The 25654-nt window shown below is 37.7% G+C and carries 22 protein-coding genes; 9 read left to right on the plus strand and 13 right to left on the minus strand.

From position 1 onward, the window contains the following. The 3 genes from rpsR (at position 1) to ACZ48L_RS01290 (ending at position 1968) form a co-directional block, all read left to right on the plus strand. Positions 1-270 (plus strand): 30S ribosomal protein S18, encoded by a 270-nt coding sequence (gene rpsR / locus ACZ48L_RS01280; protein WP_004353605.1) that lies wholly within the window; start codon positions 1-3, stop codon positions 268-270. A 15-nt stretch (positions 271-285) separates the two neighbouring features. Next, positions 286-813 (plus strand): 50S ribosomal protein L9, encoded by a 528-nt coding sequence (gene rplI / locus ACZ48L_RS01285; protein ID WP_025790511.1) that lies wholly within the window; start codon positions 286-288, stop codon positions 811-813. A gap of 81 nt (positions 814-894) precedes the next feature. Continuing rightward, positions 895-1968 carry an AAA family ATPase gene (locus tag ACZ48L_RS01290; RefSeq protein WP_025790509.1) on the plus strand — a complete coding sequence of 358 codons (1074 nt, stop codon included), beginning with the start codon at positions 895-897 and terminating at the stop codon, positions 1966-1968. A gap of 104 nt (positions 1969-2072) precedes the next feature. Here the strand turns inward: ACZ48L_RS01290 and ACZ48L_RS01295 are convergent, their stop codons facing one another. Next, the gene (locus ACZ48L_RS01295; protein ID WP_025790508.1) at positions 2073-3620 is read right to left on the minus strand and encodes a Gfo/Idh/MocA family protein; all 1548 of its coding nucleotides are present in this window, start codon (positions 3618-3620) and stop codon (positions 2073-2075) included. Between the two features lie 1004 nt (positions 3621-4624). Between ACZ48L_RS01295 and fabD the strand changes: the two genes are divergently transcribed. From fabD to ACZ48L_RS01310, 3 genes are all read left to right on the plus strand, one after another. Further along, complete coding sequence (fabD, locus tag ACZ48L_RS01300) at positions 4625-5512, plus strand: ACP S-malonyltransferase (RefSeq protein ID WP_025790506.1); 888 nt, start codon at positions 4625-4627, stop codon at positions 5510-5512. 82 nt (positions 5513-5594) lie between these two features. Then, positions 5595-7289 (plus strand): alpha-amylase family glycosyl hydrolase, encoded by a 1695-nt coding sequence (locus tag ACZ48L_RS01305; protein WP_025790505.1) that lies wholly within the window; start codon positions 5595-5597, stop codon positions 7287-7289. Between the two features lie 3 nt (positions 7290-7292). Beyond that, complete coding sequence (locus ACZ48L_RS01310) at positions 7293-7754, plus strand: alanyl-tRNA editing protein (RefSeq protein ID WP_008822426.1); 462 nt, start codon at positions 7293-7295, stop codon at positions 7752-7754. Positions 7755-7966: 212 nt separating this feature from the next. Here the strand turns inward: ACZ48L_RS01310 and ACZ48L_RS01315 are convergent, their stop codons facing one another. The 4 genes from ACZ48L_RS01315 to ACZ48L_RS01330 all read right to left on the minus strand — a co-directional run bounded on the left by ACZ48L_RS01315 (position 7967) and on the right by ACZ48L_RS01330 (position 13053). Further along, positions 7967-10528: an ATP-dependent Clp protease ATP-binding subunit gene (locus ACZ48L_RS01315; protein ID WP_025790502.1), complete on the minus strand. Its 2562-nt coding sequence runs from the start codon at positions 10526-10528 to the stop codon at positions 7967-7969. A gap of 149 nt (positions 10529-10677) precedes the next feature. Then, complete coding sequence (locus tag ACZ48L_RS01320) at positions 10678-10809, minus strand: dehydrogenase (RefSeq protein ID WP_081767840.1); 132 nt, start codon at positions 10807-10809, stop codon at positions 10678-10680. Further along, positions 10799-12244 (minus strand): DUF4270 domain-containing protein, encoded by a 1446-nt coding sequence (locus tag ACZ48L_RS01325; RefSeq protein WP_025790501.1) that lies wholly within the window; start codon positions 12242-12244, stop codon positions 10799-10801. Before ACZ48L_RS01325 ends, ACZ48L_RS01320 begins: the two co-directional genes overlap by 11 nt. Further along, positions 12244-13053 carry a glycogen/starch synthase gene (locus ACZ48L_RS01330; RefSeq protein WP_219524786.1) on the minus strand — a complete coding sequence of 270 codons (810 nt, stop codon included), beginning with the start codon at positions 13051-13053 and terminating at the stop codon, positions 12244-12246. The genes ACZ48L_RS01325 and ACZ48L_RS01330 overlap by 1 nt, the downstream gene beginning before the upstream one ends. 169 nt (positions 13054-13222) lie before the next feature. Between ACZ48L_RS01330 and panC the strand changes: the two genes are divergently transcribed. Next, positions 13223-14080: a pantoate--beta-alanine ligase gene (panC, locus tag ACZ48L_RS01335; protein WP_025790500.1), complete on the plus strand. Its 858-nt coding sequence runs from the start codon at positions 13223-13225 to the stop codon at positions 14078-14080. A gap of 1 nt (position 14081) precedes the next feature. Beyond that, entirely contained in the window at positions 14082-14426 is a 345-nt protein-coding gene (panD, locus tag ACZ48L_RS01340) for an aspartate 1-decarboxylase (protein ID WP_008822431.1), read from the plus strand. A 460-nt stretch (positions 14427-14886) separates the two neighbouring features. Here panD and ACZ48L_RS01345 read toward each other — a convergent pair whose 3' ends face one another. From ACZ48L_RS01345 to ACZ48L_RS01380, 8 genes are all read right to left on the minus strand, one after another. Next, positions 14887-15315, minus strand: a complete 429-nt coding sequence (locus ACZ48L_RS01345) for a biotin/lipoyl-containing protein (RefSeq protein ID WP_025790498.1) — start codon at positions 15313-15315, stop codon at positions 14887-14889. Positions 15316-15324: 9 nt separating this feature from the next. Continuing rightward, a complete protein-coding gene (locus ACZ48L_RS01350; RefSeq protein ID WP_008822433.1) occupies positions 15325-15474 on the minus strand; it encodes a hypothetical protein in 150 nt (49 codons plus the stop codon). A gap of 16 nt (positions 15475-15490) precedes the next feature. Beyond that, positions 15491-17056: an acyl-CoA carboxylase subunit beta gene (locus tag ACZ48L_RS01355; protein WP_025790496.1), complete on the minus strand. Its 1566-nt coding sequence runs from the start codon at positions 17054-17056 to the stop codon at positions 15491-15493. 740 nt (positions 17057-17796) lie between these two features. Next, positions 17797-19824: a YgiQ family radical SAM protein gene (locus ACZ48L_RS01360; RefSeq protein WP_314696044.1), complete on the minus strand. Its 2028-nt coding sequence runs from the start codon at positions 19822-19824 to the stop codon at positions 17797-17799. A 93-nt stretch (positions 19825-19917) separates the two neighbouring features. Continuing rightward, the gene (locus tag ACZ48L_RS01365; protein ID WP_008822436.1) at positions 19918-20253 is read right to left on the minus strand and encodes a hypothetical protein; all 336 of its coding nucleotides are present in this window, start codon (positions 20251-20253) and stop codon (positions 19918-19920) included. A gap of 42 nt (positions 20254-20295) precedes the next feature. Beyond that, on the minus strand, positions 20296-22884 hold the full coding sequence (locus tag ACZ48L_RS01370) for a golvesin C-terminal-like domain-containing protein (RefSeq protein WP_025790493.1): 2589 nt from the start codon (positions 22882-22884) through the stop codon (positions 20296-20298). A gap of 3 nt (positions 22885-22887) precedes the next feature. Continuing rightward, a complete protein-coding gene (locus ACZ48L_RS01375; protein WP_219449576.1) occupies positions 22888-23445 on the minus strand; it encodes a 1-acyl-sn-glycerol-3-phosphate acyltransferase in 558 nt (185 codons plus the stop codon). Next, a complete protein-coding gene (locus ACZ48L_RS01380) occupies positions 23445-23717 on the minus strand; it encodes a hypothetical protein (RefSeq protein WP_025790491.1) in 273 nt (90 codons plus the stop codon). The genes ACZ48L_RS01375 and ACZ48L_RS01380 overlap by 1 nt, the downstream gene beginning before the upstream one ends. 209 nt (positions 23718-23926) lie before the next feature. Between ACZ48L_RS01380 and ACZ48L_RS01385 the strand changes: the two genes are divergently transcribed. After that, entirely contained in the window at positions 23927-25570 is a 1644-nt protein-coding gene (locus tag ACZ48L_RS01385) for a diphosphate--fructose-6-phosphate 1-phosphotransferase (protein WP_025790489.1), read from the plus strand. Positions 25571-25654: the final 84 nt, after the last annotated feature.

Raw genomic sequence — 25654 nt, forward strand, 5'->3', positions numbered from 1 at the left:
ATGGCAGAGCAGAAATCAGAAATCCGTTATTTGACAGCTCCTTCTATTGATACAAAGAAGAAGAAGTATTGCCGTTTCAAGAAGAGCGGTATTAAGTACATCGATTATAAGGATGGCGAGTTCTTGAAGAAGTTCCTCAATGAACAGGGAAAGATTCTTCCTCGTCGTATTACAGGTACTTCTTTGAAGTATCAGCGTCGTGTGGCACAGGCTGTTAAGCGTGCTCGCCAGATTGCGCTCCTTCCATACGTAACCGATTTGATGAAGTAAAAAGGAGGTCAATAGATGGAGATTATATTGAAAGAAGATATTATCGGCCTTGGATACAAGAACGATATCGTTAATGTAAAGAACGGCTATGGCCGTAACTACCTTATCCCAACAGGTAAAGGTGTTATTGCTTCTCCTTCTGCTAAGAAGCAGTTGGCTGAAAACTTGAAACAGCAAGCTACTAAGCTTGCAGCACTTAAAGCAGAGGCAGAGAAGAAAGCAGCACAGTTGGATGGCGTAGAACTTGTTATTGAAACAAAGGTATCTGCAACTGGAGTTACTTACGGTTCTGTTAATGCTGCTACAGTAGTTGAAGAGCTTGCAAAGCGTGGTATTGAGATTGATCGTAAGATTGTCACAATGCACGATATGAAGAAAGTTGGTTCTTCTGAAGCAACAGTTCACTTCCACAAGGAGGTTGAGGTTAAAATCCCTGTTACTGTAGTAGCAGAGAATCAGCCAGCTCCTGCTGTTGAGGAGACATCTGTAGAGCAGCCTGTAGAAGCTTCTGTATCAGAAGAAGAGGCTCCAGCAGCTGAGTAATATAGACATTTTGCACTGTAAAGCAGTATGTTAGATAATTATCCCTTTCACTCTCGAGTGGAGGGGATTTTTAGTTCTTTTATGAAACGTATAGTACTTACTGGCGGCCCTTGTGCCGGCAAAACGACAGCACTTGTCAAGATAATTGAGCATTTCTCCAGTCTTGGCTATAAAGTGTTTATCATTCCTGAAGTTCCAACATTGTTCAGTCAGGCAGGAATGGATTATCTTACAGATAATTATGCATTTTTTTATGAAGGTGAAAAAGCCACTTTAGAAATGCAAATTGCATTAGAGGAAAAATTCACACGAATAGCAGAGACGATAGAAGAGCCTACGATTATTGTTTGTGATCGTGGAACAATGGATATCTCTGCATACATGAAACCTGCTATGTGGCAGGATATTACCTCGGCATTATCAACAGATTCTGAACGGTTACGTGCACGTTATGACGCCGTGCTTCACCTTGTTAGTGCAGCTGATGGTGCTGAACAATTCTATACTACAGCTACTAATGCAGAACGTACTGAAGGACTTGAGCTTGCACGAGAGTTGGATAAAAAAGTTATTTCTGCTTGGTCAGAGCATCCACGCTTACGCGTTATCAATAATCATGAAAACTTTGATACAAAGATCAATCGTGTCTTACAAGAGATATCAAATGTATTAGAGATTCCCCAGCAGGTTATTGAAGAGAGGAAATATATAGTTCGTCTTATAGGGGATATACCTGGAGCCATAGAAAGTGATATCAAGCAAACATACCTTACTTCTGAGCCACGTAGTGAGGTGCGACTCCGCAGGCGCACACTTAATGGGGTCTCTGTTAATGTTCGCACCACAAAGAAAACTTTGCCAACTAATGAGCAAGTTGAGACTGAACGTCAGATAGATAATAATCTCTACGAATCCCTTATGAGACAAGCTGATCCTTATCGTTATTCAATACATAAGATTCGGAAGACATTTATATGGCGTGGTCAGTTTTTTGAACTGGATACATATTTAGAACCTATATCCAATCTTCAGATTTTAGAGACAAAAGGTATTGTGGATCATGAAGATGTAAATTTTCCGCCATTCTTAGAAGTTCTTGAAGACATAACTGGTAAGACAGAGTATTATAATTATAATCTTGCTCTGAAGAGATAGAATTGGTCTGCTTTGAAACGACCTTTATTTATGTAGTATACAATATTAAATGCCGTAACTTTCTTTTATTAAGTTACGGCATTTAATATTCCTGTTCAGATGATCTATTTTTTCTTTTTTGATTTATCTAGTTCTTCCCAATATTTCTTACCTTTCTCTTTTAGTTTGATAGTAAATGCCATGGCATCGGCTGCGGCTTTTTCTTCGTCTACAGCATTAGCATATGCATGATGATAGCCTTTGGTTTTGGTCCATTGTCCACGAGTGAAGTCTGGAACTTCTACAGGAATATTACCATTATCCATTGATATTGCCCCCAACTCTGCCAAACAACACCATTCAGCAAGGTCGTATACATCAATGTCAAGTGGTAATCCATTCTGGAGACAGTAAACAAGTCTTGAATCCATAATGAAGTCCATACCGCCATGGCCTCCTACTTCTTTAGCTTGTTTCTCATATTTTGTAACAATTGGGCTCTCATATTTCTTTATTAAGGCATCTGCATCAGCTTTTGAAAGATAAGAATGTCCTGAAATATCATCAGACGAGGGCATGACACCTGATTTCTTCATCTCATCAGAAGACAATGCAAAACCTTCAAATGGATATTTATTTGCAAAGCCCTTTGTTCCAGTTAGTTGATACATACGATTATATGGTTGAGGAGTCATAACATTATGATGTATTTCGATAATCTTCCCATTCTCGGTGCTAATAAGTGTTGTTGTTTGATCACCATTGCGGAACTCCTTGCATTCTTCTCCTGTCATTTGTTTCACATGCATCTTCCCATTAACTGATTTTGTATCCATTGCAACGAGTGTCTTCATTTTATCACCACGGTGTATATCTAAAACCTGTGCGATAGGCCCTAAGCCATGTGTAGCATAGACATCTCCCCGGAAATTCTTATTATAATCTAATCTCCAACCCAGTTTATCTTGTGCGTCTTTCTTCCAATATTCATTCCAATATTGAGTAAGATCGTGGCGATATGCGCCTTGTACGTAAAGAATCTCCCCAAAGACATTTTTTTGAGCCATGTTTAATGCGTTAAGTTCAAAGAAGTCATAACAACAATTCTCAAGCATAAAACAGTGTAAACGTTTCTTCTCAGATAGGTCAATTAGTTGCCATATTTCAGAAAGATTCATAGCACCTGGTACTTCTATTGCCACATGCTTGCCATTGATCATTGCCTCATGTGCAACAAGAAAATGATGTTTCCAATCAGGAGCTATATAGACAAGGTCAATATCCTTACGTTTACAAAGGTCTTTATAACCATCTTCGCCAGAGTAGATTGCTGCTGCGGGCATACTTGCTTTGCGGAGATAGTCCTGGCATCGTTCTGCTCTGTCACGTTCGTAATCGCAGAGAGCAACAACCTGTATTCCTGGTATATGCGTCCATCTTTCTACTGCATCATGACCACGCATGCCCAATCCTACAAAAGCTACACGTACAACTTTCATTTTGGGCGCAGAAAGATTGAGGGCACTTTCCTGTCCTTCAGGACGTTGAGGGACTTCAGTTATTGCCTTCCCGTTTTCTATTTTATATTTCCAGTTATACTGAGCTTGTATTAAAGAAGGTTGGAGTGAACAAACAGTAATGCAAAATGCTAATACATTTTTTTTAATATTCATAATCTCAATAAAGTTGTTATGTTTTAAAGAATTTAGGTTTTATTTTTATTATTGGATGCAAAAGTAAAATAAAAATGTAGGCAATACAAGTTTTTTATTTACTATTTGCGAAATCGTTGAAGTCTAATTCTTTACAAATCTTTGTTATTATAAAATCTCTAAGACTTGCTAATGCAACCTCAAAACAAGTTATCTGATATTTATTAAACGTATTTACAAAACATTACAAGCCGTTTGTAATACTTCTACAAAGCCTTTGTAATTTTTCTACAAAGCGCTTGTAATCTTTCTACAAAGCCTTTGTAATTTTCTGTAATGTGCTATGTACTGGATTTAGTTGACAATTTTAGTTTTTAAATTAGATGCTATTTGACAATTAATTTGTTTAAATCCAATGTTGGTTGACACACTATTTTCTTAAGTCATAGTGTTGTTGTCATTAGCTTTTCCAAAGTACATCTTCGGTTGACAGTATCAATCAAAGTGCAAAGTTCTTAGTTTTTCCTTGTCAAGAGTGAGATGTTGCATCCATTTGGTAGTCATCCGTGTGCTTATATCCGTTACCAGTGATAGATAAGCCTATCGTTGTTTGTAGCTAGATAGTCTATGTATTTTGAAGATATTGAAGAGTGCTCTTACAACATAACCATAATGACTTTTAACCTCAATCGGTTATGGACATAGCTAATAATGGTGGAAAAAGCCACAGTTTGGTGAAAATGCATATCGTCTTTATATATACGTAGCTTTTCATATTAGCTAAAGAATTAATGGATAACATGCCCTTTTACCATGAAGATTTATTGATTTTTCTTTTGGCCTAGAGAAAAATAAATAACATTATAATACTAATACTATCATATGTTATGATAAAGGCTGAGTTTTTGAAGCAAAAAGAGACTTTTGCTTAAGAAGCTTTTTCTTAGAGGTTTCTTCTTAGTCTGCTTAATTTTCTGTATCTTTGCATCTCGTAAAGTATTAACATTTAAAGAATTAAAACAGATATGAAAGCATTTGTATTCCCAGGACAGGGATCTCAGTTTGTTGGTATGGGTAAAGATCTTTATGAGAATAACCCTTTGGCAAAGGAACTTTTCGAGAAGGCTGATGAGATTCTTGGCTTCAAGATAACCGATATTATGTTTGCAGGAACTGATGATCAACTCAAAGAAACCAAAGTTACTCAGCCTGCAGTATTTCTTCATAGTGTTATTTCTGCACTTTGTTTAGGTGAGGATTTCAAGCCAAATATGGTTGCGGGACACTCTTTGGGTGAGTTCTCTGCACTTGTTGCAGCTGGCGCATTGAGTTTTGAAGATGGTCTAAAGCTTGTAGCTGCGCGTGCTAATGCGATGCAGAAAGCATGTGAATTGAATCCTGGGACTATGGCTGCAATCATTGGTCTTTCTGATGAAAAGGTTGAAGAGATTTGTGCAACGGTCTCTAAAGAAGGTAAGGTTTGTGTAGCAGCTAACTTCAACTGTCCTGGTCAGTTGGTAATATCTGGTTCTGTTGAAGCAATCAATGAAGCTTGTGAATTGTTGAAAGAAGCAGGTGCAAAACGTGCCTTACCACTGAAGGTTGGTGGTGCGTTCCATTCTCCATTGATGCAGCCAGCTAAGGATGAGCTGCAAGCAGCTATTGAAGCAACAAAGTTTAATGTTCCGAAGTGTCCTGTTTATCAGAATGTAGATGCTTTGCCTCATACTGATCCTGCTGATATTCAGAAGAATCTAATAGCTCAGCTCACATCAAGTGTTCGTTGGACAAAGAGTGTGCAAAATATGATTACTGATGGTGCAGAGGAGTTTATAGAGTGTGGCCCTGGTAAAGCTTTGCAAGGTATGATAGGTAGAATTGATAAGAATGTTAATGTACATGGTGTAGCCTAATTCCTATCTGTTTTTATTTACTCCCTCTTCCGACCCCCTCCTCATAATGGATGGGATGGGGAGGGGGCTTTTTATTTCATTTATGAAAACTAAATTAGCAATCTATCAGGTGTTTACCCGTACCTTTGGCAATAGAATTCTGACAAGGAAAGAGTATGGAACTATTACAGAAAATGGGGTAGGGAAGATGAATGACCTTGACAGGACAGTGTTGCAGCAGATTCAAGGCCTAGGTATAACTCATGTGTGGTATACTGGTGTAATTCGTCATGCTACGTGTACTGATTATTCTTTGTTTGGTATACCACAACAGAATCCACATGTTGTGAAAGGACGTGCAGGTTCACCTTATGCTATTACCGATTATTATGATATTGATCCTGATATTGCGACGAATGTTGATAAACGTATGGAAGAGTTTGAAAATCTTGTGTTTCGAACTCATGCTGAAGGTTTAAAGGTGCTAATTGATTTTGTTCCTAATCATGTTGCACGTCAATATAAAAGTATAGCAAAGCCAGAAGGTGTTGAAGATCTTGGACAGGGTGATGACACTGGAAAGCATTTTGATATGCAAAATAACTTTTACTATTGTCCAGGAGAATACCTTGACTTGTCTGGAGTCCCTACCTATGACTATGCTACTGGGGCAGAAACTTATATGGAATTTCCTGCAAAATGTACTGGTAATGATCGCTTTGATTCTCATCCTCAGCAGAATGATTGGTATGAAACCATTAAACTGAATTATGGCATTGACTATTGTGATGCAGGAGGTCGCAGTTTTCATTATGACCCTATACCCTCTACGTGGAAGAAAATGACAGATATTCTTCTTTATTGGGCAGGGAAAGGAATTGATGGATTTCGTTGTGACATGGCAGAAATGGTTCCATGCGAATTTTGGGCTTATGCAATAAGGGCTGTCAAAGCGCATTATCCAGAAGTAATTTTCATAGCTGAAGTTTATAACCCAGAACTTTATCGCATGTATATACATTCAGGATTTGATTATCTCTATGATAAGGTTGGTATGTATGATTGTGTGCGAGGGGTGATTTGTGGAGAACGTGCTGCAGTCTCCATTACTTCCGAATGGCAGAAAGTTGATGACATCCGTAACCATATGCTTTACTTTCTTGAGAATCATGATGAGCAACGTATAGCTTCAGATTTCTTTGCAGGAAATCCGAGAAAGGCTATTCCAGGTATGCTGGTAACAGCACTTCTTTATCAAAATCCTGTAATGGTTTATGCTGGACAGGAGTTTGGAGAACGAGGTATGGATAAAGAAGGATTCTCTGGATGCGATGGACGTTCCACGATTTTTGATTATTGGACGGTAGAGAGTGTATATAAGGGTTTCTGGAATAAAAAACAACTCACAAATGAGACGAAATCTCTCTTACTAACTTATCAAAGAATACTAAATATATGCAATAATGAAGCTGCAGCTCGGGAAGGTCAGTCCTATGATCTTATGTATGTTAATGTACAATCTGATAAGTTTAATTCACACAGACAGTTTGCCTTTTTACGGAAAGCAGAGGATGAAGTTCTATTGATTGTTGCGAATTTTAGTAAGGATAAGAAATATATTGGTGTGACAATCCCATCTCATGCGTTTGAATTCCTTGGCTTATCAACAGGGAATGTGGTTATGACTGACCTCCTTTCTGGAGATAGTTTATCTGCTACATTGGAACCAAATAAGCAGGTTGAGATGGAGGTTGATGGATACTATGGTAGGGTTTATAAATTTATGATAAAGAAATAATTAATGGATTACGTATTAAATGCACACAATAAGGAGGAGTTTCCGCCTGCTCATACGGCAGAACATTTACTTAATCAGGTTATGATTCGCATGTTCGGAACTGAACGTAGTAGTAATACGCACATAGAACGTAAGAAGAGCAAGATGACTTTTATTCTTAACCAAAAACCTGACCGTAAAGATGAGAAAGCAATTGAAGAAGAGATGAACCGCTTGATTGCAGAAGATTTACCCATAACATATGAGATGGTAAATAGAGAAGAGGTGCCTTCAGATATAAGTATAGATAGACTACCTGATAATGTCTCTGAGATGTTACGGCTTGTGAGGATTGGAGATTATGATGTATGTCCTTGTATTGGTAAGCATGTACGTTCCACTTCCCAAATAGGACATTTTGAGATGTTAGGTACTAACTGGGATGAACAGAAACATGCATTTCGCATCCGTTTTAAGATTAAATAATTCGTGTTACCTGCTAAAGGCTATCTCAAGAAATATGATTTGGGGGTTATAAGATAATAATTATAAATCTTACTTCTAAGCAACATTATTTTTTATTCATAAAGTATAGTACTTAAGTCTTTCTAAAATTAGTAGATACCAATAATATTAAAGAAAGGGTATCTAGAGCATTACTGCTAACCGGATACCCTTTATTCTTAGATTTCTCTATATTAATTAGTTGGTTCAACTTTTCTTATAGAATCATTTTGGATGGTAAAATTTAGACTATTTTCATCATTTATTTTTGATATATAAATAGTATCTCCTAGAGTAAGTTTATCAGAAAGAATCAGTTCACTCAGTCCATCCTCTATATAATTCTGGATAGCTCGTTTTAAAGGTCGAGCACCAAACTGTACATCATAACCCTTAGTAGCCACAAATTCTTTTGCTTCATCTGTTAGTTTTATCGTATATCCTAGTTCCTCCACCCTCTTGAATAGGCCTTTCAATTCTATATCTATAATCTTTTTTATAGCCTCAAGATCAAGCTGGTCAAAAGTAATAATTTCATCTAAACGATTAAGAAATTCTGGAGCAAACTGCTTACTCAAGCTTTTTTGTATGATAGCACGTGCCCGTTCTTTATCTTGCTCACCATGTGAGAGACCATTGATAGTCGAAGCCTTAAAGCCGATACCCTGACCAAACTCCTTTAATTGGCGTGTACCTGCATTGGATGTCATAATGATTACTGTGTTACGAAAATCAATCAGTCGTCCATTCCCATCTGTTAAACGACCTTCGTCAAGAACTTGTAAGAGCATATTATAAACATTCCCATGGGCTTTCTCTATCTCATCCAGCAAGACAATAGAATAAGGATGACGGCGTACTTGTTCCGTAAGCTGGCCACCTTCCTCATAGCCAACATATCCTGGAGGTGCTCCTATGAGCCGTGAGGTATTGAAACTTTCAGTATATTCACTCATGTCGATACGAATCAAAGCATCAGCTGAGCCAAACATAATTTTTGCTAACTGTTTAGCAAGATAAGTTTTACCTACACCTGTGGGACCTAGAAACATAAAAGCACCTATAGGATGATTAGGATCTTTCAGTCCTACTCGATTACGCAAAATAGCCTTTACAATCTTGTCAATAGCAGGATTCTGTGCAACAACAAGCTTTTTTAATTCATTGCTCATATTTTTTAAGCGAATACTCTCAGCTTCCTGCATGCGTTGAACTGGGACACCTGTCATCATAGAAACAACAGATGCTATATCTCCTTCATTGACTTCTACTTTGTCTGTATCATCACCCTTCTGCCATTTCTCCTGCTCTGTTTTTAATGTTTGTTCAAGTTCTGCCTGCTTGTCACGGAAGCTTGCTGCTAATTCGAAATTCTGATTTTTTACAGCAGACTGTTTCTTCTCTTGTGTAATCTCAATCTCTTTTTGAATATCTAATATTGACTGAGGTAGCTTTATATGTTGTAGACGCATACGTGAACCAACTTCATCAATAATATCAATTGCTTTATCTGGAAAAAACCTATCTGTAATATACCTGTCTGCATATTTAACACAAGCTCTTAACGCGTCCTCTGTATAACTAACATGATGGTGAGTCTCATATCGATCTTTAATATTTCCAAGAATCTGTAATGTCTCATCAGTTGTTGTTGGCTCTACTTGCACTTTTTGGAAACGTCGTTCTAGAGCTCCATCCTTTTCTATAGAATTTCTATATTCATCCAATGTTGTTGCACCAATACATTGTATTGTTCCTCGTGCTAATGCTGGCTTTAGGATATTTGCAGCATCCATAGAACCCGGAGAAGAACCTGCACCAATCAGTGTATGAATCTCATCAATAAAAATAATGACATCTGGATTTAATTCTATTTCTTTAATCAATGCACGTATACGTTCTTCAAATTGTCCACGATACTTGGTGCCAGCAACGACTGCTGTAAGATCAAGTGTTATAACACGCTTATCAAAGAGAATAGGGGAGGTGAGATGTTTTACAATAAGTTGTGCCAATCCTTCTACAATAGCGCTTTTACCGACACCTGGTTCTCCAATCAATATAGGGTTATTCTTCTTTCTACGCCCTAAAATCTCACTAACACGCATAATCTCCTTTTCTCTACCAACCACTGGATCAAGTTTACCTTCAGTAGCTGCTTGTGTCAAGTCCGTACCAAAGCTATCTAGCACAGGAGTCTTTGACCTTGTTCGAGAAGATGATGCCGTTTTGGTATTACTATTTGGCGACGATACCATGTTGTCATCAATTTCTTCTTCTTCATCTGCCATCCCAATACCATTTTTAGGCTGTTTAGCTGAAGCTGTAAACATACTAATCACATTATTATAGCTAAAACCATGTACATCAAATGCCTGTTTAGCCCCATTGTTAGAAGAATCATGTAGGATTGCAAGAAACAAATGAATGATGTCAACTGTTTGTGCATGTTGTAATCTCGCTTCCAAAACAGCTAACCTTAAAATATTATTTGCATGCTCATTTAAGAGCATATCGGGTCCTTTCACACTTTCTGAAATATTGGACTTCTCTTTAATACGCTTTTCAATGTCTTTCTTCAGGTATTCAATATCAATCTTTTTCTGATTGATTATCTCCCAAACAGGACCAGACTTTTCCCTCAGAATAGCAAGCATAATATGCTCAGGGGCAATTGACCTACTTGTCAATCGTTCTGCTTCCTCCTTGCTAAATGAGAGAATTTCTGATACTTTTGGAGAAAATTGATTTATCATATCCTTAACCTTTCTTTTTATTTACTGATTTATAGGAGGGTTCATTTACACCTCTTGTAAGACAATATTGACAAAAGATGTGCCAAAAGAAAAGAATCGGATATACACAATTTGTTGGTAAGTCCGATTCTTTCCCCTATTTTTCATACTTACAAAGATTCTTCCTCGGGGCGTTGAATCTTTGTTGCTGGTCGGAATTTTAGATGCTTCTTTTTTTTCAGCCAAGCTACTTTTCGTAGCTCGTAGATCTCATGATGTCGTTCCAAAAAATTATCTGCCATTGAATCGACTATAAATAACACTAATTTCTATGTTATTACGACCAGGAGAGTTTCCAAGTAATTTTGTACTTGTTAATCCCATCTCATGAGAAACTTTTGTGATCTTTGTTTGCTGATTATTACCAGTCCCCTGTGTAACAGTCTGTAATTCTACGGGGACAACAACAACTTTACCCCAATTGGCTGAATTGGTATGGCGCATAAAGAGATTAACGATTCCCGAGATGTTATTAAAAACATAAGAGTTCGTCGTACTATTATATGTGGCCAAAAATGAAGTTTTATTATCTGGTATACGATTGTTTGCGAAGAATGATTGCAAACTATCTGAAGGTAGCATTACGAGATTCTTAGGAATGTTAAAATGATAGGCAGATTCTGAAGTATTATTCTGCCGGTATAAAATAATTTTAGCAGAATTAACAGAATCATTTCCATGTCCTGCCATAATGTCAGACATTGGAATAGTTAGCTGTGTGAATAACCCTGCTGGTGTTTTAAGGTATGTATGACCAGTCTCGTTAGCCAACTGTTGCAGTCTTGTATTGTCATTAGAAAAATTTGTCATCTGTAGAACCTCTTCCGTACTTACAAGGTTTGTTGAAGTTGTGATAGACTTTCCATTTTTCTTATGCCTAAAATAGATATTAATTTGCACACGCTGAATGTGGGCCATTGAACCTAATCCGTCATCTACCTTAAAATAAAATCCAGGACAAATATCATGCAGGAATGCATAAGAATCTCTAAAGGTTACAGGGTTTTCTAAGTACTTACGTAATAAGAAAGTACCATAATTATTGTATACGACACCATTTTTATCCGTATATTGCTTATTGAGGCGGATAGTTATGTTTGGTATATAATCTTTATTTTTTCTAATACTATCTGTTTCTGCCGGGTTTGCAAGTGTATATGATTGCTTTTCCACTATACCACCCGTATTCAGCGAACGAATATACCCTTGTGCTTCAGGGTTAAAATTAGAATAATAAGTATGTCCTTCTTCTATAGGCTTTTTTAACTCATATACAGTCAATTTCATTTGACTTAATGAATCGCCATAAAAAGAACTGTAAAACAATTGTATGTCACAAGAATCAGCTATTACCTGATTACTAGAATCATGGCTTACAATACTGTCTTTTGCTGGTAATTCATAATTACTCAAAACGTGAAATTGGGACATTAAATTTCCTGTTACAGTAGTCATTGTCTCAGGATCCTCTATACGACCTAAATAACCTGTAGAAGTTCGTGCAATAATATTCTCTGCAAGTAAAGTGTTTGATGTAACATTGAACGTATCTGCTTTGACATTCAGCTTATCAGTATTATCAACCAATGAGCCTCCAATGGTATCAGTTGTATCATCGCATGATACTATACCAATACAGGCAATGAGCATGCAGGTAACTATAATTTCTTTTCTCATTAAATTATATTATTGTAAAATTCTGAATATTTCTCTTTCAAATCTGCATCGTCAACAGAATGTTCAAAGAAGGAAGCTTTACTAGTTTTAGCATAGTCAATAAGGTCTAAATTGACATTGTTACTAGTACTAATAACACCGTCAGAATAGTCTATGGCAAGTTTCCCGAGTTCCATGAAATCAAAATTATCTCCATATTTCTTAAGACTACCAGCCTTTATTTCACGGAATTCTAAGCATTGTTTGAAATTCTCCCCCAAGTTGCTCTGTGGCTGTTCTGTAAAAAGAGAAGTTATTACCTTTGAGCTAGCAAATTGTGGTTCATCCTTATAGGCAGTCTTAACATAAAATGGGATAACAGAAGTCATCCACCCTTGACAATGTATGATATCTGGAGTCCATCTAAGCTTTTTAACAGTCTCTAAAACCCCTCTTGCAAAAAAGATAGCTCGTTCACCGTTGTCAGGGTAATCATTACCTAACTCATCTTTGGTCATTGCAGGGCGTTTTTGAAAATAATCTTCATTATCAATAAAATAAACCTGTATGCGTGTCTGTGGAATACTTGCCACCTTGATAATCAGAGGATGGTCTGTATCGTCTATAATCAAGTTCATTCCCGATAGACGTATTACCTCATGCAATTGTCCACGTCGTTCATTGATATTACCCCATCGTGGCATGAAAGTACGAATCTCAAATCCGGCCTCTTGCATCTTAGTCGGCATCTCTGACCCAAATAGAGACATTTCTGTCTCAGGTACATACGGTATGATTTCTTGATTAACAAATAATACTTTTTTTCCCATTCTTTCTGTTAGAATTAGTTTTCTGCAAAGTTACGAAAAAAATATGAGAATTAGTCTTTTCCTCTTTGAAAGCGTACAAAAAAACTTTTCCATTGAGATTATTTAATTTATTTCTCGTCTATTTAATTATTTTGTTGTTACTTTGCAACAATAAAATTTTTAGGTATTGATGAAAGTTTTTAAAAAGATTGTTGATCTTCAAAATGAACTTTTTACAGTTCATAAAAACAGAGAAACCATAGGACTAGTCCCTACAATGGGGGCTTTGCATGAAGGACATGCTTCATTGATAGAACGAAGCGTAAAAGAGAATAATGCAACTGTTGTTTCAATATTCTTGAATCCAACTCAGTTTAATGACAAAAGCGATTTAGACCGATATCCACGTACTTTGGATGCTGATTGTAAGCTTGTCGAAGCGTGTGGGGCTGATTATGTCTTTGCTCCTACGGTCGAGGAGATTTATCCCACTCCTGATAATCGAAATTTTGAATTTCCACCACAAACAACTGTGATGGAAGGATCTAAACGCCCTGGACACTTTAATGGAGTTTGCCAAATTGTCAGTCGCCTGTTTTATATTGTTCATCCAGATAAGGCATATTTTGGGGAGAAAGATTGGCAACAAATAGCAGTTATTAAACGATTAGTTGATTTTATATGTTTAAAAAAAGAAATCCAAATAGTCGAATGTCCTACAATCCGTGAAACGGATGGATTAGCAAAAAGTTCACGCAATATACTTTTGAGTCGCGAAGAACGTCTCATAGCTCCCAATATCTTCAAGATTTTAAAAGAGAGCATCAAATATTCTAAAACTCACGATATCAACGAAACGCATAATAAGGTTGTTACGGATATTAACCGTATAGAAGGACTTGAGGTTGAATATTTTGAGATTGTGGATGGAAATACTCTACTTGATGTAAAGAGTTGGGAAGATTCTTCATATATAGTTGGATGTATTACTGTCTATTGCGGGAAAACACCAATTCGACTTATAGATCATATAAAATATAGAGGATAAAATGCAGATAAACGTATTAAAAAGTAAACTTCATTGTGTAACGGTTACAGAAGCTAATCTCCATTATATGGGTAGTATTACTATTGACGAGGACTTGATGGATGCTGCAAATATGATAGCTGGAGAGAGGGTACAGATAGTCAATAATAACAATGGAGAACGATTTGAAACTTATATAATTAAGGGAAAACGAGGCAGTGGTTGTATCTGTCTCAATGGAGCTGCTGCCCGTAAAGCAGTTGTCGGAGATGAGGTGATAATCATTTCCTATGCACTAATGGATTTTAAAGAAGCTAAGAGTTTTAATCCATCCATAGTGTTTCCCAAAGAAGGAAATAGATTATAAAAAACTTGTATTAGAACTAGATTGTAAATATAAGGCTATCAAACTTTTCAGTACTCAAAAACTGTTATAAGTATTTGAGCAAAGTTCTTATTTTTGAAAGGTGATGAAATCTTATTAAATGGATCAGAAGCTCTTAGAAGAATGCTTAAAAGTTTTCTTTTTTAGTCCATTAAGTTCAATTACAGTCGATATAAGAAGTTTACCAATTAGTTTCTCTACACGTTAGAACTTTTTGTAAAAGTAGAATCTATTATCTACCGATGTATTAGGGTTAACGTTTATCGACCTAATACACCTATTACAATGCCAAGAATCTAGCAAAAGTATAAATGTAAATTAAAGAAAGAGGATATGCCATTAAGACATATCCTCTAAGAATAATTATTATAATTCTATAGGGTGTCGATAGTTATCAATTAGGAAGAATAATCACTGTTTATTCTTTATCTTATATCCGACATTATTCTATAACAACGAGTGGGTCATCTTCAAGGACTGCCTGACCGACCTTCACAGCAATAGCAGTCACCTTACCATCCTTTTCAGCTTCGATGTTATTCTGCATCTTCATAGCCTCGAGGACAACAACAGTATCGCCAGCCTTCACCTCCTGACCAACAGTCACCTCAATAGATGTGATGGTTCCTGGAAGTGGAGCCTTAACAGCTGCAGAACTGTTGATAGCAACAACAGGAGTAGCCTCCTCATTTGCTTCAGCAGCAGCTGGCTTACCAAGCTCAACCTTCTTCTTCTCTGGTTCTGCAGGATGTTCCATCTGTACTGCATACTGCTCGCCGTTGACAGATACTTCTGCAACATTCTCGGCATTAATCTCACCAATCTCGACTTTATATTCCTTGCCGTCGATAGTATATTTGAATTCTTTCATTGTTGTCTATTATGGTTTCTTTGTCATTATCTCGAACTTGGCATCCCACATTGTCTGCTTTGGCAGAATAGTGATAAAGCCTGGTTCGTTATCGTGAACATTGTTTCCGGCAAACTCATAGAGTGCCATTGCAATAGCTGCATATACGTTTTTATCCATAGTTGCGGCCTCCTTATTACATTGGCATACAGCCATGCTTCTTAGCTGGTAAGTCTTGCTTCTTATGAGCCAACTGAGCCAAGCCGCGGCAGATGCGGAAACGAGTGTTGCGTGGTTCGATAACATCGTCGATGTAGCCAAACTGAGCAGCCTGATATGGATTAGCAAACTTCTCTGAGTATTCCTCTTCCTTCTCTGCAAGGAATTGCTTAACATCACCACCTTGCTCCTTAACTTCCTTAGCTTCTCTACCACATAGAACGGCAACAGCACCAGATGCACCCATAACGGCAATCTCTGCGCTTGGCCATGCGAAGTTGAGATCAGAACGAAGCTGCTTACACCCCATAACGATATGTGAACCACCATAGCTCTTACGCAATGTGATAGTAATCTTTGGTACTGTAGCCTCACCGTAAGCATAGAGTAGCTGTGCACCGTGAAGGATAACAGCGTTGTACTCCTGTCCTGTTCCTGGCAAGAAGCCTGGTACGTCAACGAGAGAAACGATAGGGATGTTGAATGCATCACAGAAACGAACGAAGCGTGCACCCTTACGGCTTGCGTTGGTATCTAATACTCCTGCATATGCTGATGGCTGGTTAGCGACGATACCTACACTCTGACCATTGAAACGTGCAAAGCCTGTGATGATATTCTTAGCAAACTTTGGCTGAACCTCGAAGAACTCACCATTGTCAGTAACAGCCTGAATCACCTTGTACATATCGTATGCCTGGTTTGGATCGTCTGGTATAATCTCGTTCAAGAGGTCTTCCTTACGGTCAATAGGATCGGTGCATTCAACACGTGGAGCTTCCTCTCGGTTATTTGAAGGAATGTAAGACAAGAGCTGCTTGATAAGCTCCATTGCCTCTTCTTCAGTCTTTGCAGTGAAACTTGTTACACCACTCTTTGATGCATGAACACTTGCACCACCAAGGTGTTCTGCATCGATATCCTCACCTGTAACGGTCTTTACAACCTTAGGACCGGTCAAGAACATATAACTTGTCTGCTCCTTCATAATAATGAAGTCAGTCAGTGCTGGAGAGTAAACCGCACCACCAGCACAAGGACCAAGGATACTTGATATCTGTGGAATTACACCAGAAGCGAGGATATTACGCTCGAATATTTCTCCATACCCCGCCAAAGCAGAGATACCTTCTTGAATACGTGCACCACCAGAGTCGTTCATACAGATGACTGGTGCACCATTGGTCATAGCCATATCCATTACCTTACATATTTTCTGAGCCATCGTTTCAGAAAGCGAACCTCCGTTTACGGTGAAGTCCTGTGCATAGAGGTAAACAAGACGGCCATCGATAGTAGCTGAACCAGCCACAACACCGTCACCAAGATACTGCTTTTTCTCCATTCCAAAGTTATGACAGCGATGAAGTTTAAACATATCGTATTCTTCGAAACTGCCCTTATCAACCAGCATTTCAATACGCTCACGTGCAGTGTATTTTCCGCGCTCGTGCTGCTTATCGATGGCTTTCTGACCACCACCTAAGCGTGCCAACTCGCGCTTCTCCACGAGTGCCTTGATCTTTTCTGTTTGCTTACTCATAATTTGATTTTATTTTCTTATTTATAGCTTCGTATATCTATTTGTTTCATCTGTAGGCATCTATGCCCCTTTCGTGTGTGGGTTAAAAAGACCTTCTCACTGAATCAAATGCAAAATTACTAAAAAAGGTGGAGATTGTTTTCTTCACCTCTTTAAATTTTGTTAAGGTTTTGCGTTTCATTCCTTCTGTTCATATCTGGTTATACATGTCTGTGGGTGAAAATGGGACTTTAGTAGGTAAGAATCCTCCGTTGCAAAGTAAATCAACTATTACCATTCTTTATCGAACCATTGATAATAAGATAAAAAGAGTTACTCGTTGTCTTTCAATTCTTCACTCAACCCTTTGTTTTGTAATAAAAAAACAAGTGGAAAAATAAGACATGCTATATTGACTTCTAATCAAGGCCTAATTGACTTGTAAAAGACGCTCTTCTACGGTCTAACTGGCGCCCTTTTAGAGTCTAACTAAGCATCTTTTCTTTTGTTGTTCATATCCACTTGTATATTAGCTAGTTATGGATATGTAGAATCTTGTTGCTGAGTGAGACGAAAACTTATCTTTGTTGATTTTTCTTCATGATATTTCATTTTAATATATACTCTACCACAGTGCTTTTTACTGTCGTTTTTTTTGATTGATATATGCTAAATAGTATTTGCTTGGTAGGTTAAATCGTAACTATCACTAAGTAGAAAAGGAGATATGACTTATGTGTCATAACTCCTTTTTGACTGTTTTATTTTTGTCTGCGACGATGGTTACTTGAGAAATTCGGATTGAAACTCTTATGACGCTTATCATTTTGTTTTGCAGATTTTCTGCGATTATCCGTTGGCTTTTCTTCACGTCCTTTACGTTTCTTGTTAGAGACGTCAGGTGTACTTCCAATTGCCTTAGGGTCGTAAACAGCACGTGGATGCTGTTTTGATGGTTTATCATAGAGCTTGGCTATCAGGTCACTGCGCCCAATACGATGAAGTTCTCGTTCAATGTCATGACGTGCTTCAGGCTTATACCAAAAGAAGAACTGGCGTTGAGCAAGCTTTTCCTTTGGTGTCTTTGCAGAAAAAATTGGCTCAAGTGTATATGGATCATAGCCCGTGTACCATGCCTCTGTAGAAACAGTCATTGGAGTAGGGGTGAAGTCTTGCACCTGCTCGAGGTGGAAGTCGAGGTCCTTCGTCAGTACTGCTAACTCGGCCATATCCTCTTCTTGACATCCAGGGTGAGAGGAAATGAAGTAAGGAATTATCTGTTGTCGCATATTCTCCTCACGATTTATGCGGTCGAAAATCTTTTTGAATGCATAAAACTGTTGAAAAGAAGGTTTGCGCATAAGGTGCAGTACCCGGTCAGAGGTATGCTCTGGTGCAACCTTCAGACGGCCGCTGACATGGCGTGTTATCAGCTCGCGTGTATATTGTTTGGCCGCTTCATTACTCTTCTCGTCCTTACTCTTATGAAGTAGTAAGTCGTAGCGTACACCTGAACCAATAAAGCTCTTCTTGATTTCTGGTAGTTCGTCTACTGCATGATAGATTTCAAGTAGTTTGGTGTGGTCGGTTTCGAGATTAGGACAAATCTCTGGATTGACACAGCTTGGACGTTTGCAGTGCTCACACGCCTTCTGGTTTTTGCCCGCCATACCATACATATTCGCTGATGGACCACCGAGATCGGAGAGGTAACCTTTGAAGTCGGGCATCTGTATTACTTGCTTTACCTCCTTCAATATACTCTCTTTTGAACGACAGCTAATAAACTTGCCTTGATGTGCAGAAATGGTACAGAACGAACAACCACCAAAGCATCCTCGATGAATGTTCACACTGTGCTTAATCATCTCGTATGCTGGGATTGTCTTACCACGATACTTTGGGTGTGGTTCACGTGTGTATGGGAGGTCGTAAGCTGCATCTACCTCTGCTGTTGACATCGTCGGATATGGCGGATTGACGACAGCATAAACGTTGTCGACAGACTGCAGAATACGTTGTGCGTGTTTCTTGTTAGACTCTTCTTCTATATGCTTGAAGTTTTCCGCTTGATATTTCTTATTATGAAGACATGCTTCATGCGAATGAAGTATGATGTCATCCTCTTTAATTCCACCAGGAATATCATCCTCCTTACAGAGGTAAACAGTCTGTGGGATATGCTTCAAGTCTTTGATGTGAGCACCATTCTCTAACTTCTGTGCAATGCTAATAACTTGTTTCTCGCCCATACCATAGATAATCATGTCAGCATGTGCATCGCAAAGAATACACTTGCGGAGACGGTCTTTCCAATAGTCATAGTGTGTAAGACGACGCAAAGATGCCTCAATTCCACCTAAGACAATAGGGGTATCAGGATAAAGTTGTCTGAGAATATTAGAGTAGACTATGCTTGGATATTCTGGGCGCAAGTCATGTCTTCCGTCAGGTGAATAGGCATCTTCTGAGCGTAAACGGCGGTTAGCTGTGTATTTGTTCACCATCGAATCCATTGCGCCAGGTGCTATACCAAAATATAGTCGTGGTCGTCCGAGCTTCTTAAAGTCTCGGAAATCTCCATGCCAATCTGGTTGAGGTACTATCGCAACCTTATAACCAGCAGCCTCAAGTGTTCTACCTATAACAGCTGCCCCAAAAGCAGGGTGGTCAATGTATGCATCTCCGCTAAAAAGAATGATATCAAGCTGATCCCACCCTCTTAGTTCTACTTCTTTTTTTGTTGTCGGAAGGAAATCTGTCAATTTATATTTAGAATGAACTGACATTGACTGATGAACATCTATTTTTTTATATCCTTTCTTTTGTGCAACAATGGCTATTCTATCTTGTTTAGAGTTTTTCAATTTTCTTTGTTATGACTACTCAGTGACAGGGGTGTTATTTACTTCTTGAGAAGGTAATTGCCTCACAGACCATTCCTTATATAGTGTTACCAGATTATCTAATCCAATTGCTTTCATATTCTGATTATAAATTACATCTAGACATAAATCTAGTAAATCTTTATCTTTACCAGGTTCAGACTCTAACAGGCCTCTAATATTGAATCTTAGCTTGTTAACGATGTCTTCATCTACTATCCCGTTGGAATCAACTAGTCCAGAGAAGAGAGAATATTTTTGAATTGTCTCAAGATGTTTCTCCGTTACTACTATAGTTCGTGTACCAGAAGCATTTGCTTTAATTTTATACATAGATTTTTACTATTTTGTTATAAGAGGCAGTGCCCTAATATTCTATTTGTTCGTCATATAAGCAATAATACCCTTTATAATACTATTGCGTGCAGCCACATCCTTTATACATTCAAATGGGAATGACATTGTAAAGACACAATTATCAAGTCCCTTATAGGCTACAGCTGCACTATGCCCATCTGCATAATTCAATACACTAAAAGCATTGTTGACAGGTACAATATTATCTGGAGAATATGAGCCATAATGCTGTTCATTGATTGTACGAAACACGTCGAAACTCATACCCATACCACTAACAAAGGAATTATAATTATCAACATTACTGCCATCATATGCAATTTTTAGGTTATTTTGAATCCATACTCTTTCTTCATCACTTTGCATATCTGAAGCTAAATAAGAGCCACTGACAAATAACTTTCCATTTTTATTAAGATAATTAGCTATTTGTTGGCGTAGTGCAGGCTTAAAAGATTTGTAGTAATACAAGCTATGACCATCATCTTTCTCATTACCTAAGAGTAAATCTACTAATGTATATCTAACAAGATTAACCTCACCATCCTCTACTGCCTTACTACAACAACTTACGATGTTGTATTTACCTGCATGATATAAAGCTTCAATATGCTCCTTTACATAATTAAAATCATTACCGGCAATAATCTTCCCAACTAATTCTTCTCCGCCATAACCAAGTGCATTTATTCCTTCCTTACCTATCATTGATTTATCAAAGTTTGCTTGCCTACCACTCCAGCCAGCTGTAGGCCCATAAGTTAGGCCCGGATCAGCTTCGATATCAAAGCCTTGCTCTGTGTCAGAATTAATAATAGCAGGAGAAGATAAACGATGAAAACCATTTACTACAAGAATTGTCTGTGTTGCACCATCACGGCACACTGCAGAGAGGACCTCTGTTGGAAAGCTTTCACCACCGCGATTGCAAGCTGTAACCTTAAAATTATATATAAGTCCAGGAGTAAGATCTATCTCATAATATGAGTTAGTAATATTTACTCCATTGTCAAATCCACCTCTTCCTTTTGAAGTATAAATATTATACGAAGTTGGGATCGAAGTAGGCTCTTCCGTATCATAAGTTGCTTTCCATTGCAAGCGTATTCTTTTTGGAGTAATAAATTCAATTCTGAAATTATCAGGTGCTAACGGTTGTACTGTATATTTAGTATGGTGCATATTAGCTTCATACTTTAATATAGTCTTATAAATAGAGCGTGCTATTGTGAATTTAAAATTTGGATCTTGCCCCAACTTAATATCAGGGAAATTTTGATGAGAGAGCGTTTCTATTATAGCAGAAGGTACTTCTGGCAAACGGGTTTCACTATAATTACGATCCCACACAGATCGAGTCACCCAATTTATCTCAAATGCCTTATCTAAGTCCTTCTTTACATTGGAAACAAGCTGTTGTGCAAGAGCTTTAGACACTTGCCTAGATAGTCCATCTCCTAAACTTCTAGTTCCTTGTTGTGTTGTACATATCCCCAGTGTTCCTACAAAACTCCCATCAAGCTTTACACCAGCATCGCTATGAACAGCTAATGCTAACTCAATTGGGACATTTTTACCGTCATTTACGTTAGGTACATAGCAAGAACCTCCAGCTAGCCAGTTTGTCATCAAAGAACGTGAGTTTATATCATCATTATAGTCATTAGCGCCATTGCTTTTACTTACAACGTTCCAAGGGGCTCCTACCCATTGTGCAAAATATCTTGCCCCTTCTAACGAACGAGATAAGCCACTAACAGAACCACCACGTGATATATTTCCCATTCCTCCTCCAAATCGAACAGCATCTGTAGTAACTATCCCTTTATGAGAACTATGATTCGTTAATACCACGGAGTTATTGATACTATTACCCTTATCAAATTCGAATGTTCCAAGATAGACCCAAGTACCACCTCCCATACGTTGGTTCACACGAAAATGAGTCTCTTGTCCTTTATGAAAAACAATATATTCAGCATCTACAACACTCTTCTTTTGTGTTTGGTAGCTCACATAAACAGCATATTTCCCATTTTCTGGTATTGTTGGCTGATAAATAACAGAACTAATTTTTGTATCTTTTGTCCTAGCTTTTACTTGCCGAGCAGTGCCCGATGTGAAAGGATTTTCCCCATCATTATAATTTCCCAGATGAAAAGAAAACCCTTGAGCTGAGGTGTTTTTCCATTTCTTCTTTAAACTTTCCTCTTTATAGTCATTACTATGGCCATCATTATCAACTATAATCTCTTTTCTTTGCCAATCTCTTTCACGTGGACTAAAAACTATAGCTCCAGCATTTTCAAGCATAGGGATGAGGTAGGGAAGAACTATAGTCTGAGTATAAAGGTCCTCTGTCGTACCGAATAAAACTGGACGTTGCCATTTCCAAACGCCTTTATTTCCATCATAATATCTACCATGCGAAGACCAAACAGAGAGGTGTCTATTCTGTAATCCTTCTGAAATTTGGTTTGGACGAGATGCATTAAATACCCAGGGAGCATCTTGATAATTTGTTTTCTCCCATGTCATTTTACCAGCTTGTGCATAAGCTTGTAAAACTAATATTATAAAGAGTGTACACAAAAATATCTTTTTCATTGATTAGCCTATTTCTCCTACAGTAAATAATTCTGGGTATTTACCTTTAAAATCTTTAAAGTATGACTTTATATCTTGTATATCTGTATCAATGTCACCAGAAGGATTAATAAATTTTGTACAGGCAATAAGCTTCCTATCATAATCTAATCCATATAAAAAAATCGGTAAATTAGCTTTTTTCGCTATATAATAAAATCCCATTTTCCAATTCGAGTTTAGGCTTCTCGTACCTTCTGGAGTAATACAAAGCTGAAACTTATCGACCTCTTTTGCCATCTCAGCCAATCTATCTGTCATACTTGTATGCTTGTCTCGATATACAGGGATGCCTCCAAGTTTGCGAAAAAAAATACCTAAAGGTCCTATAAACCACTCTTTCTTCATAAGAAAATTTCCTCGCAATCCTTCCGCCTCTGCATATAATTGACCTATAAAGAAATCCCAGTTACTTGTATGAGGTGCAAGACAAATTATAGCCTTTTTAGGTAATTTAAACCTAACATCCTTCTTCCACCCCATACATTTATAAAGCAAGAATTTAGATAATGTCTGTAACATTAAGAAATGTTGTTAAGTTGATCTGTTATTTCGTTTATCTCTTTAGTAAACTTCTCTTTTAGGTCTTTAAAGTATACTTTAGCTGACATACCAGGCTCTATATGCGATACTCTTCTAATATAATTATTATGTATTACTAGAATAGATGTTAAAAGAACCTCTATATTACTAGAATCATGTATGTCGCTATAGAGGGAGGTTGCGATACCTTCTGCGAACAAATCACTACAAACGTAGTTAATGGTACGTTTTAATTTTCTTTTGCTATTCATCTTAATCCCAAATATCTATATTATACTTAATTATTGCTCAAAGATAAATAAAAAAAAAGAAAAGCAAGTATTTCTTCAGTGAAAATAGAGTTAAAAAATTAATTTTAGATCTTTTATTTTCTAATATGGGATTAAAAAGGTAATTTTGCAAAGCGTATATAGTAGATAGTTTTAAAGTAAATCTTTATATTTAATCATTTAATTAAACAATGGAAATAAGTGCATTACAGAAAGAAAGAGCAAATTATCAGCCAAAGCTGCCTAAAGCTCTTCAGGGTGCGGTAAAGGTAAAAGAAGGTGCTCCTACACAGAGTGTTGACAATCAGGAAGATATTAAGAAACTATTTCCTAATACTTATGGGATGCCTCTTGTTGAGTTTGAGCCAGCAGATTCAGCCAACAATGCAAACATGAATGTCGGTGTAATCCTCTCTGGTGGTCAAGCACCTGGAGGACACAATGTCATTTCAGGTCTTTTTGATGAAATTAAGAAGTTGAATCCAGAAAATAAGCTTTATGGTTTCCTTATGGGGCCAGGTGGTCTTGTCGATCATAATTATATTGAGATTACAGAAGAGAATCTCCAAGCTTACCGTAATACGGGTGGGTTTGATATGATTGGATCTGGTCGAACTAAGTTAGAGAAAGAAGACCAATTTGAGAAGGGCCTTGAAATTATCAAAAAACTCAATATAAAGGCTATTGTTATTATTGGTGGTGATGACTCTAACACAAATGCATGTGTTTTGGCCGAGTATTATGCTGCAAAGAACTATGGTATACAGGTAATAGGTTGTCCTAAAACTATTGATGGTGACTTAAAGAATGATCAGATAGAAACTTCTTTCGGTTTCGATACTGCAACTAAAACTTACTCAGAGCTGATTGGTAATATTGAGCGCGATTGTAATTCTGCTCGAAAATACTGGCATTTTGTCAAATTGATGGGTCGTTCTGCTTCTCATATTGCGCTTGAATGTGCCTTACAGACCCAGCCAAATATCTGTCTTATCTCTGAGGAAATTCAAGCCAAGGATCAGACATTGAATGATATCGTTGAATATATTGCTGATATTGTTGCTTATCGAGCTGCAGAGGGTAATAACTTCGGTGTTGTTCTAATCCCTGAAGGCCTTATAGAATTTATCCCTGCTATCGGTCGTCTTATCCAAGAATTAAATGATTTATTGGCTGCTCATGGAGCTGATTACATGAATCTTGATAAGGATGCTCAGCGTAAGTACATCCTCGAACATCTGTCAACAGAGAACAAGGCTACTTTCGAAACTCTTCCAGAAGGTGTTGCTCGTCAGCTTTCTCTTGATCGTGATCCTCATGGAAATGTACAGGTTTCTCTCATTGAGACAGAGAAGCTTATTTCTGAAATGGTCGCTACTAAATTAGATCAATGGAAGAAGGAAGATAAGTATAAAGGCAAATTTGCAGCTCAGCATCACTTCTTCGGATACGAAGGTCGTTGTGCGGCTCCTTCTAACTTCGATGCAGACTACTGCTACGCCCTTGGTTCATCAGCAGCTCAATTGATTGCTAATGGCAAAACTGGTTATATGGCAATAGTTAAAAACACCACCGCAGGTACAGATCAATGGAAGGCTGGGGGAGTGCCAATCACCATGATGATGAACATGGAGAGACGTAACGGAGAAATGAAACCAGTTATTCGCAAAGCACTTGTTGAGCTTGATGGTGCTCCATTTAAATCTTTTTCAACTCAACGTGAAAAATGGGCAAAAGAGACTTGCTATGTCTATCCTGGTCCTATTCAGTATTGGGGGCCTTCTTCTGTGTGTGACCAAACAACTAAAACTCTCGAGTTAGAACAGCAGAAATAAAACAAAAAAGACATGAGGAGGAATAGTGAGAGGATTCTTTCTATTTCTCCTCCTTTATATATAGAATAAATCATAAGGTAAGCA

The organism is Prevotella histicola (assembly GCF_055385135.1).